Source organism: Vibrio sp. SCP2 (assembly GCF_059295395.1).
Genome location: NZ_JCAFVV010000008.1, coordinates 1 through 13,425, shown reverse-complemented (window position 1 = coordinate 13,425; position 13,425 = coordinate 1). Strand labels below are relative to the sequence as shown.

10 protein-coding genes are annotated in these 13,425 nt (G+C 46.4%); 7 read left to right on the top strand and 3 right to left on the bottom strand.

Features of this window, described 5'->3' with window-relative positions; genetic code table 11:
* The first annotated feature begins 209 nt into the window (after positions 1 to 209).
* Positions 210 to 740: an elongation factor P hydroxylase gene (locus tag AC5O63_RS18025; RefSeq protein ID WP_494505819.1), complete on the top strand. Its 531-nt coding sequence runs from the start codon at positions 210 to 212 to the stop codon at positions 738 to 740.
* Between the two features lie 36 nt (positions 741 to 776).
* Here AC5O63_RS18025 and AC5O63_RS18020 read toward each other — a convergent pair whose 3' ends face one another.
* Positions 777 to 1,274: a hypothetical protein gene (locus tag AC5O63_RS18020; protein WP_494505818.1), complete on the bottom strand. Its 498-nt coding sequence runs from the start codon at positions 1,272 to 1,274 to the stop codon at positions 777 to 779.
* A 13-nt stretch (positions 1,275 to 1,287) separates the two neighbouring features.
* Positions 1,288 to 3,423, bottom strand: a complete 2,136-nt coding sequence (locus tag AC5O63_RS18015) for an LruC domain-containing protein (RefSeq protein WP_494505817.1) — start codon at positions 3,421 to 3,423, stop codon at positions 1,288 to 1,290.
* A gap of 157 nt (positions 3,424 to 3,580) precedes the next feature.
* Between AC5O63_RS18015 and AC5O63_RS18010 the strand changes: the two genes are divergently transcribed.
* Positions 3,581 to 3,844 (top strand): YfcL family protein, encoded by a 264-nt coding sequence (locus AC5O63_RS18010; protein WP_004744482.1) that lies wholly within the window; start codon positions 3,581 to 3,583, stop codon positions 3,842 to 3,844.
* A gap of 139 nt (positions 3,845 to 3,983) precedes the next feature.
* Positions 3,984 to 4,508, top strand: a complete 525-nt coding sequence (locus tag AC5O63_RS18005; protein ID WP_494505816.1) for an NADPH-dependent FMN reductase — start codon at positions 3,984 to 3,986, stop codon at positions 4,506 to 4,508.
* Positions 4,509 to 4,576: 68 nt separating this feature from the next.
* On the opposite strand, the gene mnmC is transcribed toward AC5O63_RS18005, so the two are convergent.
* Complete coding sequence (gene mnmC / locus AC5O63_RS18000; protein WP_494505815.1) at positions 4,577 to 6,598, bottom strand: bifunctional tRNA (5-methylaminomethyl-2-thiouridine)(34)-methyltransferase MnmC2/FAD-dependent 5-carboxymethylaminomethyl-2-thiouridine(34) oxidoreductase MnmC1; 2,022 nt, start codon at positions 6,596 to 6,598, stop codon at positions 4,577 to 4,579.
* A gap of 128 nt (positions 6,599 to 6,726) precedes the next feature.
* On the opposite strand from mnmC, the gene fabB reads away from it, so the two are divergent.
* From fabB to AC5O63_RS17980, 4 genes are all read left to right on the top strand, one after another.
* Positions 6,727 to 7,938 carry a beta-ketoacyl-ACP synthase I gene (gene fabB, locus AC5O63_RS17995; protein WP_004744485.1) on the top strand — a complete coding sequence of 404 codons (1,212 nt, stop codon included), beginning with the start codon at positions 6,727 to 6,729 and terminating at the stop codon, positions 7,936 to 7,938.
* Positions 7,939 to 8,193: 255 nt separating this feature from the next.
* Complete coding sequence (locus tag AC5O63_RS17990; protein ID WP_494505814.1) at positions 8,194 to 9,327, top strand: 4-phosphoerythronate dehydrogenase; 1,134 nt, start codon at positions 8,194 to 8,196, stop codon at positions 9,325 to 9,327.
* Complete coding sequence (locus tag AC5O63_RS17985) at positions 9,324 to 10,337, top strand: aspartate-semialdehyde dehydrogenase (protein WP_272786653.1); 1,014 nt, start codon at positions 9,324 to 9,326, stop codon at positions 10,335 to 10,337. The genes AC5O63_RS17990 and AC5O63_RS17985 overlap by 4 nt, the downstream gene beginning before the upstream one ends.
* Positions 10,338 to 10,555: 218 nt before the next feature.
* On the top strand, positions 10,556 to 13,425 hold a 2,870-nt coding region (locus AC5O63_RS17980), incomplete at its 3' end, for a FimV/HubP family polar landmark protein (RefSeq protein WP_494505813.1).

The window sequence follows — 13,425 nt, the reverse complement described above, 5'->3', positions numbered from 1 at the left end:
TCAATAAATGGCCAAAAAGTTAGGCTAATCACATAAAATTAAGGCGTGAGTGTAGTGGGAAATGTGATCTGTGACGAATGAGATTTTGTTGGTATGAAACTCGCTTTCAGATAACTATTTCTAATATCACTACATAAGATGTGGATTTGCAATTACGATTAAAAATGCGAAAATGCTGACCGCTGTATTAAAACGCAATCAACTGAGCTATGAACCACGATTATCAAGACCTAATCCGTATTTTCAATGACACATTTCTGGCTGGTTATAACACCAAACTAGAGCTAGGTGGAGACGAGCCAATTTATCTGCCTGCAGATGAAAAAACACCTCATCATCGGATTATTTTTGCTCGTGGGTTCTATGCGTCTGGAATGCACGAAATTGCTCACTGGTGTGTTGCAGGGCCTAAGCGTCGATTATTGGAAGATTTTGGTTATTGGTATGAGCCAGATGGTCGTACTGAGCAAGTACAGGCTGAGTTTGAAAAGGTAGAGATTCGCCCACAGGCTTACGAGTGGATTCTTTCTCAAAGTGCTGGGTTTCCATTTACAGTCAGTTGCGACAACCTCAATGGTGATTTTGAACCTGACCGCTTAGCCTTTATGGCGAAAGTGCACAGTGAAGTCGGAAAGATCTTCGAGCAAGGAATCCCACTGCGAGTCAAGATGCTGTCAGATGCGTTAAGAGCCTATTATCAGGTTTCAGAGCTAAACTACTCGATGTTTGCCGTGAAATGAAAAACAAGCCGCTTGATGCGGCTTGTTTGGTTTCAGTTACTGGATAAGCCACTGAGTTTGAGGCTGGTTGTTGTGGTTGAGAGTGTATACAAGCGGCGCTGTATTGGGTTCCATTACCGATACAACCGCAATCAGGGACTCACAGTGATTAGGGACTTGTAGTTGATAGCTCCCTGTACCTGATTGTAGTGCTGCCTTAACGATGCACTTGCTGTAATCGACTGACTGTAAGTTACCTCCTGCGTTGTCACAGATGGAGATATAAACCTGTGACGAGGCTAAGTGGGGCAAGCTCACGTCTACATCCACCCTGTACACTGAGATCAGGCTATTGGTCGGATCAATCTGCAGCGTGCTGAGAGAGACAGGCGTACCGCTGCTTGCTGGTGCGGGTGTTGAAGAACCTGTTGAGCCAGATCCTGTTGAACCTGAAGATCCTCCTTCACCGCCTCCATCACCACCTCCGCCGCCACAACCGTAGAGAGGAAGGATAAGAGCGAGTCCAAGTAGCATTGTTGTTTTTGAATTCCACATAATCTTTTCTCCCTTAGTCGACATAAATCTTACTGTTGTTTGGAATGGTGTACCAAGTCGGTTCGGTCAATCCGGTCGCATCTTGAGCAAAGTCAGCAAACTTTGAGTAGGCTTGTAAGATGTTTTGTTGTTCAAGCGGATGCTGCCATGTATTTGGAATCTCAATTGCCCAAGGCAGACCATTGGCATTGTGATAATGAGTGTCGCCATTAGAAGCGTCTACGCCATTCGCCTTGTATCGTGAGTCAAACTTACTGGTAGGGGCTTGATTTTTAAGATGGATTTCAAGTGCTCGCCCAGGATAGCCCCCGCTTAGCTGATATCCGACGTCACCGTAATAATGACCAGGAGAGGCGAAGATAAATGGGTCGTAAGGGAAGTTTGGCATTGTGTCGGTATTAACCGCATTTTCTAATGAGAAGGTTAAGCTCCATGTCGGGCGGTAACTGGTACCACAATTTTCTTGGGTCCGGAACATGGTACAGCCTTCCGCTTCGCCCGGTTCGGTGATATCCCAAAGATCTTGATGAATAATAAACACGGCATCTGTGGTATCACTTTCTAAGCTGCCAGATTGAAGTGTATTGTTCACATAGAGCTGAACAGAATCAGACTTTATATCCTCACGAGCGATGCCTGGCAAACGAATGGCAAAACCCGAGTGGTAGTCACCGCCTAATGCAGCCACTTTGCCCTCGATTTTCATACGTATGACCTGATTGTTGAGCTGGTATTCGGTGAATTTAACGTTCATTAAAACGTCATTCATGTCGTAGTCACCGACAAGTGGGTATTGATCTTCGTAGGCAAAGGTAGTGAAGCCCCCACCACTTGGATACACTTCTGTAACCACACCACTTTCCGTAATATCTACGAGGTAATCTTCTACTTCGCCTGCAGGCACGCCGCCGCTAGGACCTATACCAGAGGTATTCGAAACACGGAAGCGTGCCCAAGTTTCTCCTGCAACCGCCCACGTTGGTACTGAGAAGAAGATGTCACCTGTGTTGGCATCCACTGACTGGTCTGTGATGATAATCTCACCAGATTCAAATTCGCCATCACGATCAAAGTCTATCCAAGCGTTGAGCACTGAGTTCTCCGTTGCACCAGAGACGGTTGCAATTATTTTACTGGTTTGTCCAACTTGAATGGGGACAGGGAACTGAATTCCGTCATCGTCATTGCTGCCGTCAGAAGTATCATCACTCATAGGGTAAGGGCTGGCATCGGTTTCACCGTCAACTAAAGTACCGAGCTTAAGATCAGACATACCGTGCCTAGCACCTGACGAAGCGAAGGTTGTTTTGTAAGAATCTGGCGCATCACCAAAGTCGGTGTATTCACTAGGCTCGACAGGTGCTAAAGCACATCGAGCACCGTCATTCGAATTACTTGATGGACCATAAGCAAAGAACTCGGCCGTTGAGCTAGTGCCATTGATCGAGACTTTAAACACATAGCCATTACTGTTGTTACTGGCATAGAAGTTACCATCGACGTCAAAGTAGACGGCGCCAAAGGTTAGGCGATAGCCAAGTACATTTTTGTCGAGTAATTGGTTTAGTCGGGTTGAGGTACCTGCGCTGACATCTATCTGCCACAGATAACCATTGGCATCGATAGAGTAAGCGAGGCTGTTATCAGGGTGGAAAGCCAAATCATAGATGGAAGGGTTACCAAATTGACTTGGTGGAGAAGAGAGCTCCATAACCAAGCTATCTAAATCTATTCGATATAAACCGTAGTTTGGTCGGTAGCCATACCAAGCGTTTTCATCCAGTGATACGTCACCGACATAAATGGACGTTGGAGCCCCTGCAGGCTTTGAAATATTGAGTAGGGTTTTGGTAAACGTTGAGTCAATGCGAGAAAGTGAGGCGACACCGTAGTCCCAACCATAGATAAAGTCATCGTGCTTGCTGTATCCAACGCCGTTGAGTTTATCCAAACCTAAGTTCGAATCTAAAGTGATGTAGCTACCGACATCGATGTTCACGCCGTAAGCGACTGGCGTACCGGTTGGGTTTTGAATTAAGAAAGCTTGTGTTGGACACTCAGAAAAAGGCGTTTCTGCCATAACCATTGATGAGCCAGTTAAAGCGACAGTGACCATAGCTATTTGAAGAGCGGTAGGTTTTATTTTCATTGGTTCTTCCTCGCTGAACTTAGGTGAATATTTGAGGAAGTGCACAGGGCGTGCCATGCGTCTAAGCCTTGCTATGACTAGGGTTTGCGTTGGAATTCTCAATGTGAGAAGCTTGGCATTCTTTTTGAGAAGCAAACTGATTAGGCGTTAACGCAAAATGATTATTGAATTTGAAGAACAGCTGCTAGAGCTAATTGATGCACGTATTTCATCGGCATCGGATGATGAGTTATTTGCTGGTGGCTATCTACGTGGTCATATTTCTTTGTCAGCAGCAGCATGTGAAGAAGAAGGCATTAACGATGTAGAAACGTTGAAAGAGCGAATCCAAGCTAGCTTAGATGACGCACGCTCGGAATTGACGCCTGCTGACCGCACAATTGTCAATGACTTATGGATTGAGCTAGTCAACAACGCGTAATCAGAAACGCACTAAATTATCTTAAATAAGGGGTTGTTCGAATTTTTCGAACAACCCCTTAAATTATTTATGGTTGTTGCTTTTCTGTTCAGTGATATTCTTCTAAGCACATATCGAGGAACGAATAGGAAATCAGATTATGAAAATAGTAGCCTTTGGAGCATCAACCAGTTCAACATCTATCAACAAGACTTTAGCGACTTATGCAGCGAATCTCATTGAGGGTGCAGAAGTAACGATTCTCGATTTAAATGACTATCAAGTTCCTATGTTTAGTGAAGATACTGAAAAAGAAATTGGTCAGGCAGAGGGCGCGAAAGCATTCTTAGCTGATTTAGCTAAAGCTGATGCGATAGTCGTTTCGTTTGCAGAGCATAACGGATCTTACCCAGCGGCATACAAGAACCTATTCGATTGGTCGACGCGTATTGAGCGAAATGTGTTCCAAGAAAAACCAGTCGTGTATTTAGCAACCTCTCCGGGCCCAGGTGGCGCGCAAACGGTACTTGCTGCTGCAACTGGCTCAGCACCTTATTTCGGCGCAGAGGTGAAGGCTTCTGTTTCCGTACCAAGCTTTTATGACAACTTCGATTTAGAAGCAGGTCAGTTCCGCAATCAAGAGATTGCGCAGCAAGTAAAGCAAGCGGTCGCTAATCTAGTTTAGGACACAAGCAGATACAAAAACGCCGCCACTCTCTGCGTGAGGGTGGCGGCGTTTTATTGTCTGGGTAGCTAGAGTTCGGTAATCGCTTTGCCTTTGCGTAATTTTCGAACCCACATACGGCTTGGATGAAGCTGTTCTAACACGTCAACTGGCAAAGGTAACGGATCGCCACAAATCTGTGAGGCGAGTGTCTCTGCCAATAATGGCGCTGAGCTTAAGCCTCTAGAGCCCAACCCAAGCATGCAAAATAGATTTGGATAACTTGGAACGTCTGCCGCGTTTTTGGCAGGCTTCTTTTTGTGTAGTTCGGCATAGATTTGCTTAATCTGCTCTAACTGACCGACATTACCAACAAAAGGTAGATGGTCTCGGCTTACGCAACGAATCCCCTGACGAGAAAGATTCCCAGAGGTATCAACCTGGTTCGGCCAGCTTGGGTTTGGAACACACTTGCGCAGTTTGTCGCCATTATCTTGCTGCGCGGCAGAGTCAAACTCGTAATCAAGATGAGAACGGTCATAGCTGGCACCAATACAGTGGTGACCATTATTCGGGTTAACCGGAGTCATGTAGCCGTCATAACACAGCACGGTTTTAAGCTGCTGCAAATCATCTGTGGTTGGAATATGGCTGACTTGTCCTTTCACCTGACCGAGAGGGATGTTTGCCGACTGTTCAAGTTGGTCAAACTGATGACCATTGGCAATCACAACACTTGAGTGAGTGAAGCTGTTATCACCAGATTTAAGAGTCCATGTTTGCGACTCTTCATTCCAAGTTAGCGCCTCTATTTTGGTAGAAAAAAACGTCTCAAATTGTTCGCTTTTCTCTAGTTCGGCGATTAAACCTTTAGTCAGCTCAGCGGGGCACAGCCAACCCCCTAGTGGATAGTGGACACTTTCCATATCAATAGGTAGGCCAATGGTTGAACTAGTCTGCTCTTGGTTTAAGCGATGAATAAGTTGGCTGTCGAAGTTGCCTTTTAACATCTTCTCTAGCTTAGTTTGTGACTTTTCATCCCACATGAGCTGAGTGACGCCGCACCAGTCGTGGTCGAATTTGATCTGCTCTGCTGCTTGCTCGACAAATTGTCTGGCAAACAGGAAAGCCGGAGCGAAAACGCGAGATACCCCAGAGTGTTCACCATTAAGCAGTGGATAAACAGCGCCTTGGCGGTTGCCAGAGGCTCCTTGGGCTGGTTGAGCATCTTGGCAATACAATGTGACTTTCTTTCCACGTCTCAGCAGAGTTTTAGCTAAGGTTGCGCTAGCAATACCGCCACCAATGATGGCAATAGACTCTGATTGACTAGAAGGTGTGCGAGCAAACCAAGGCTTAAAATTGGTTTCCGCTTGGCGCTGTGTCAGGCTGCCGGCAATCATATCTCGCTTGGTACCAAAGCCTTTGACCTTCTTCATTTCAAAGCCTGCTTCAATTAGACCTCTACGCACAAAACCTGCTGCAGTGAAAGTCGCACAGGTACAATCTTGCTTGGCGAGTTTCGCCATGCCATTGAAGAGATCCTGATTCCACATTTCAGGGTTTTTGCTTGGTGCAAAACCATCTAAGAACCAAGCATCAACAAGACCTTGCTCAGCCACCGGCACTTTAGGCATGCAGTCTTTAATATCGCCAAACCACAGGTCCAACGTTATCGCACCATCTTCAAGCACAATGCGGTGACATTCAGGAACCGCAATAGGGTAGTGCTTTTGCAATTTCTCCGCATATTCAGCCAACTCTGGCCAAGATTGATGCGCTTTAACCAGATCTTGCTGACTGAGTGGATACTTCTCGAAGCTCACGAAATGGAGCTCTTTTAGTGGCGCATCTGGATGTTGCTGCTTAAATTGATCGAACCATTGCCATGCAGCTAGGAAATTCAACCCAGTACCAAAGCCAGTTTCAGCAATAACGAAACGGCGTTGGTCATACGTTTGCCATCTTTGCGGGAGATGATTTTGGTGTAGAAACACATAACGGGTTTCTTCAAGGCCATTGACGTTAGAAAAGTAGACATCATCAAACTGATCTGAAACAGGCGTACCCGCATCGTTCCAGCCTAGTTGGGCATTAGTAATCGAGGTCATAGTGTCGGAAATATGTGAATAAAAACGATAATATGATTGCAATTGTACGGTTTTAAGGGAAAGCTGACCACTTTTCCCCGCTATCTTAGTTATCATCTAGCGGATTTTTGAATTATAGGAATGTCATAATGAAACGAGTCGTAATCACCGGTATGGGTATTGTTTCAAGTATCGGTAACAACGTCGAAGAAGTTTTAGCGTCTCTAAAAGCAGGTAAATCTGGTATTACTGCCTCTGAGCAGTTTAAAGAACAAGGTCTTCGTTCACAGGTATGGGGTGATCTAAAAATCAACCCAGCAGAGCACATTGACCGTAAACAGATGCGCTTTATGGGTGATGCGGCTGCGTATGCATACCTATCAATGCAGCAAGCAATTGAAGACGCGGGTCTAACTGACGAGCAAGTTTCTAACGATCGCACAGGTATTGTTGCTGGCTCTGGTGGTGCATCTGCACTGAACCAAACTGTTGCGACAGACACAATGCGTGCGAAAGGCGTAAAACGTGTTGGTCCTTACATGGTTCCACGTACTATGTCTTCAACGGTTTCTGCATGTCTTGCGACGCCATTTAAGATTCGCGGCGTGAACTACTCAATGAGTTCTGCATGTGCAACTTCTGCACACTGTATTGGCCACGCAATGGAGCTTATCCAGCTAGGCAAACAAGACATCGTATTTGCAGGTGGTGGTGAAGAGCTAGATTGGTCTCAAACTATGATGTTTGACGCAATGGGCGCACTATCAACTAAGTACAACGAAACACCAGACAAAGCGTCTCGTACTTACGATGCAAACCGTGACGGTTTCGTTATCTCTGGCGGTGGCGGCATGATGGTTATCGAAGAACTTGAGCACGCTCTAGCACGTGGCGCGAAAATCTACGGTGAGATCGTTGGCTACGGCGCAACTTCTGACGGCTACGACATGGTAGCACCATCAGGTGAAGGCGCGATTCGTTGTATGAAGATGGCGATGCAAGATGTAGACAGCATCGACTACGTAAACACGCACGGTACTTCTACACCTGTCGGTGACGTGAAAGAGCTAGGCGCTATCCAAGAGCTATTTGGTGACAACAGCCCAGCAATTTCAGCAACTAAAGCGATGACAGGTCACGCTCTAGGTGCAGCAGGCGTTCACGAAGCAATCTACTCAACGCTAATGCTAGAAAACAGCTTTATCGCACCAAGCGTAAACGTTGAGACTCTAGATGACGCAGCGCAAGGTCTAGATATCGTGACTGAGAAGCGTGATGCAGAGTTGACGACAGTTATGTCAAACAGTTTTGGTTTTGGTGGCACGAACGCTACGCTAGTTATCAAGAAATACCAAGGCTAACTGAATCTGCTCATTAGTGAGCAATCCAGTTTCCAGAGCTGACTAACCTTTAGCAATAAAGGTTAGTCTAACAGACGCAGACTTTAACCCATGGAGAGCGGGTTAAGATCCTTTTGTTCTGGACCATTGCCCGGCCAAGTGCCGGGCATTTTTCTATCTAATACCAATCGGAATAATGGGTGATCAGATAATTACTCGACACCGACTCACCTTTTTTGCACAATCAATGCCATTCAAAGCCAAATCGATAAACCCATGAAAATTCTTGTAGATGAAAATATGCCTTATGCTGAGCAGCTTTTTAGTCAGCTAGGTGAGGTTGTTTTAAAATCCGGTCGTACCTTGACTGCCGATGACTTAATCGATGTTGATGCGTTAATGATTCGCTCAGTGACTAAGGTTAACGCAGAGCTAATCGCTAAAGCGAACAAGCTAAAATTTGTCGGCACAGCCACTGCGGGGATGGATCACGTTGATCAAGCGCTACTCAAAGAAAAAGGCATTTACTTTACCGCCGCACCAGGTTGTAACAAAGTAGGCGTCGCAGAATATGCTTTCAGCGTAATGATGGTGCTTGCTCAGCAGCATGGCTTCTCTGTGTTTGATAAAACCGTGGGCATTATTGGTGCGGGCCAAGTGGGAAGCTATCTACAGAAATGCTTAGAAGGCGTCGGCATTAATGTGTTGATCAACGATCCACCTAAACAAGCTGAAGGAGACACTCGTCAATTTACCCCTTTGCCTGAACTGCTAGAGCAAGCTGACATTATCACTCTGCATACCCCTATCACGCGTGACGGTGAGCACCCAACCCATCACCTAGTCGATCAAGCAGTGTTGGAAACGTTACGCGGTGACCAAATTTTAATCAATGCGGCTCGTGGCCCAATTGTCGATAACGCTGCATTAAAAGCGCGCTTGCAGAAGAATGATGGGTTCATCGCGGCATTAGACGTATTTGAATTTGAGCCAGAGGTTGATATGGAGCTTCTGCCTCTGCTAGCATTCGCAACCCCTCATGTGGCAGGTTATGGCTTAGAGGGGAAAGCTCGCGGTACGACAATGATCTTCAATAGCTACAGTGAGTTTCTAAACAATGAATTACGTGCGCATGCCAGTGACTTGCTGCCGATTGCGCCAGTCCCACTGCTCAATTTAGACCGCGAGTGGGATGAAGCAACGCTGCACAACATCACGCAGCTAGTCTATGATGTGCGTAAAGATGACGCCTTATTCCGACGTGAAATCAGTAAGCCTGGTTCGTTTGACCTGATGCGTAAAAACTATTGGGATCGTCGAGAGTACAGTGCAGTCACGTTAGTTGGTGGAGAGTCATGCAATCTATCCCCACTAGCAAAACTAGGTTTTCAGGTTGAGGTAAGTCAATGAGCCAACAATATAATGTTGCAGTTTTAGGCGCGACTGGTGCAGTCGGCGAAACAATTATCGAAGTGCTGCAAGAGCGCAAATTCCCAGTGGGTGAAATTTACCTGCTAGCCAGTGAGCGCAGTGAAGGTAAGACTTATCGCTTTAACGGTAAAACAGTTCGCGTTCAAAACGTAGAAGAGTTTGACTGGTCTCAAGCGCATATCGCGCTATTCTCAGCGGGTGGTGATTTGTCTGCTAAATGGGCACCAATCGCGGCAGATGAAGGTGTTATCGTGATTGATAATACCTCACAGTTCCGCTACGAGTACGATATTCCACTTGTGGTGCCTGAAGTGAACCCTGAAGCGATTGCCGAGTTCCGTAACCGCAATATTATCGCTAACCCAAACTGTTCAACAATTCAGATGTTGGTTGCTTTAAAACCAATTCACGATGCGGTAGGTATTGAACGTATCAACGTATCTACTTACCAGTCAGTGTCGGGCGCAGGTAAAGCGGGTATTGATGAATTAGCAGGCCAAACGGCTAAGCTGCTTAACGGTATGCCAGCAGAGAACGAAGAGTTCTCTCAACAAATCGCGTTTAACTGTATCCCACAAATCGATCAGTTTATGGAAAACGGTTATACCCGTGAAGAAATGAAGATGGTTTGGGAAACACAGAAAATCTTCAACGATCCAGGTATTACTGTGAACCCTACTTGTGTACGTGTGCCAGTTTTCTATGGCCATGCGGAAGCAATCCACCTAGAAACATGCGCTCCAATTGATGCGCAAGAAGTGATTAATCTTCTAGAGCAAACTGAAGGTATCGAAGTGTTCCACGGTGAAGACTTCCCAACACAAGTTCGCGATGCTGGCGGTAAAGACCACGTGATGGTAGGTCGTATCCGTAATGACATCAGTCACCATAGTGGTGTGAACCTGTGGGTAGTAGCAGACAACGTTCGTAAGGGAGCAGCAACTAACGCTGTTCAAATTGCCGAAGTACTGATTCGCGACTACTACTAGGTCATCAGACACTAAGCTGCTGCTGACAAATACCTAACTAAAGCCTCGCCATTGTGTGAGGCTTTTTTAATCGAATTTTGAAAAATTGTGTGAGATTAATGCGAATATGGCGCCGGACACACATTTTTTGCCTATCCACCTATAGTTTTGAGTGGTTTATCCGATATATTTAACAGATCATTGTCATTAATTTAATTGAGCACATAACTGAGCCTTATATGCGTCGACTTTTACAGCGTCTACTCTTGCCTCTGGCAATGGTTGCCGTGACTCAAACTACTATCGTAAACGCGGAGAGCATTCGCCTTAAAGGGCCAAATGGTGAGATCCAGTCATCTCCCCAATTTTCAGAGCCTCTTGCTCGTGATGCGCGTACGGCAGAGCCTTCAAGATTTTATGGCCCTACAACGGAACAAGAGACGTTGTGGAGTATCGCCTCTCAGTTACGTCCTTCTAACGCAGTTACTGTTCAACAAACGCTCTACGCCATTTTTCAACTCAACCCTCAAGCGTTTGAAAACCAAAATATCCACGAGCTGATCCCTCAGAGTACCATCCGTATTCCTTCTCTCAGCCAAGTTCGCAGTGTGTCCACCCAAGAAGCGGTCAACGTGATGGCAGCGCACCAAGCGCGCTTGGGTAAAGCACCTAGCGTTGCAACGCCTCAACCACAGGCTCCAGCCGTCAATGTCGTTCCAGTCAAGCAGCCTGATGACATGGCTAAGCCGATGGAAAAAGTTGTCGATAATACTCAAGAGAAGATGGTCGACAAAAATAGCGACCTCAAGGGTATTGCTGACGCCGAGAAACAAAAACAGGTTAAGTCCCTCGAAAACCAGCTTGAAACCTCTGAAACCGAGCTGATGGCACTGGAGGAGAAGAACCATAAGCTGCGCTTAATGCTGGCGGATGTTCAATCTGAAGTCGATGTACTAAAAGATGAACTTGGAAATGAAGACCGGATTCGCACTGAAGTTGAAAAACTTCTTGAAGCTGAGCGTATGCGTCTCGCCGAAGAGCAAAAAATGGCGCCTTCGGCGATGGATCAACTGTTCTCGAATACTTGGTTAGTTGCAGCATTAGCCATCATCCCAGGGCTATTGATTGGCCTCATCATCATGATGCTGCTTGGTCGTCGTTCTAAAGAAGAGCCACAAGCCGCACCGACAGAGCAGCAACCTCAACCTGTTGCGCCAGTCGTGCCTGAAACGCTTAATGAAGATATTGACGATGATTTGCTGCTTGATGATGACCTGTTTGGTGAATCTGATAAGGAAGAAGAACTGTTTGGTGACGATTCCGTCGACCCAGACGCTGATTCCGATGAAGTAGATGTATTCGCCGACTTAGACGATGGTGACCTTGACTTCAACCTTGAAGGCGAAGATAGCGATGACCCATTCGCAGGCATTGGTGATGACGGTGATTTAGATGAATCACTGGCTGATGTTGACGTTGATATCAGTTCAAATGGCATTAGTGTCAACGGTGACGATAAAGCACTTGGTCTTGAAGAGATGGAGCGCGCCCTCGATGAAGTTGTCATAGAAGACTCTGATGATGAAGGGTTCGACCTGTCTGATGATGGGGAATTCTCGCAAGATGAGTTGGATTCGCTACTAGCAGAAGATGGTGAAAGCGAGGAACTGGGCACTGATGAACTGGATCAGTCACTACTGGATGATCTATTTAACGAAGCTCAAGATGACAGCAGTGATGACCTCGATTTTGATAGCTTGCTTGACGAAGGCGAAGACAGCTTCGATCTAAGTGATGACTCAACAGAGCCGAGCCTAGCTTCTGATAGCGAGATCGATGACATTTTTGCCCAAATGGAAGCGCAGGCGGATCTAGAAACGCTTGAAGCGAATGCGCTTGATGAAACGGCACTGCTAGACGAAGTCGTTGATGAAGAAGGTGTAGAAGTCAGTGCAGATAGCACCGAGCTGTTAGACGAGCTTCTTGAAGAGTCAGCTGCACCGCAAGAGTCGAGCGATGAAGTCGATGCCTTTGATGAGTTAATTTCGGTTGACGAACCTGCTGAAGAAAGTACCGATCTACTCGATGAGTTTATTGCTGAATCCGAAGGTGCAGACGAATTTGATTTAGACTCTGAACTCGATGAGCTTATTGGTGATGATACGTCAGCTCAAGAGATCGATTTAGCTGATAGTACAGATTTGCTCGCAGATGTGGTCGATTCTGAACCTCAAGCTGAAAGCAACGAAGATCTGGGTGATGATGCGACTGATCTGTTTGAAGAGCTGCTTGAAATCGATCAACAAGAAGAGTTGCCAGAGCCAGCATCACAGCCTGAACTGGAAGCTGATTTTACTGATGAGCCGTCGATTGAAGAAGAGGCGCCAGCAACTGACAACAAAGACTTCGCTAGTGAAGACTTTATCGATGACCTGTTAAGTGTCGCTCCAGAAGGGGACCCACTTCTTGATGAGCTCGATCTCGACGATGTCCCAGCTGCAGACGTAACTGAAGACCTTGCTTTAGACACTGAGATTGACCAAGCTCAGCTTGCAGAGCCAGAGCCAGAGCCAGAGCCAGAGCCAGAGCCAGAGCCAGAGCCAGAGCCAGAGCCAGAGCCAGAGCCAGAGCCAGAGCCAGAAGAAGATGATGAAGACGACTGGCTAACGTCGGCGATTGAAGAAGTTGAAAACCCTCAGTTTGACAGTGAAGAAGTAGACCAACTGAGTGATGAAGCTGAACAAGTGGCCGATGAAGTTCAGCCATCTAGTGAAGCTGAATCTGAAGATGTTGCGAGCACCGAGGCACAAGAGGATGATTGGCTAACCTCAGCAATCGATGAGGTGGAGAGACCTGAAAGTACTTCTGAGCCGACACAAGTTGTAGAAAGCCCATCGGTTGGATTAGATGAGGCAACGTCTGCTTCAGGTGCTGAGCAACAAGAAATTGTTGAAGATGATGTGCTTGCACAGCAAGAGCAAAGCGACACACTGAAAGAAGAGACTCCAGAGACTCCAGAGACTCCAGAGACTCCAGAGACTCCAGAGACTCCAGAGACTCCAGAGACTCCAGAGACTCCAGAGACTCCAGAGACTCCAGAGACTCCAGA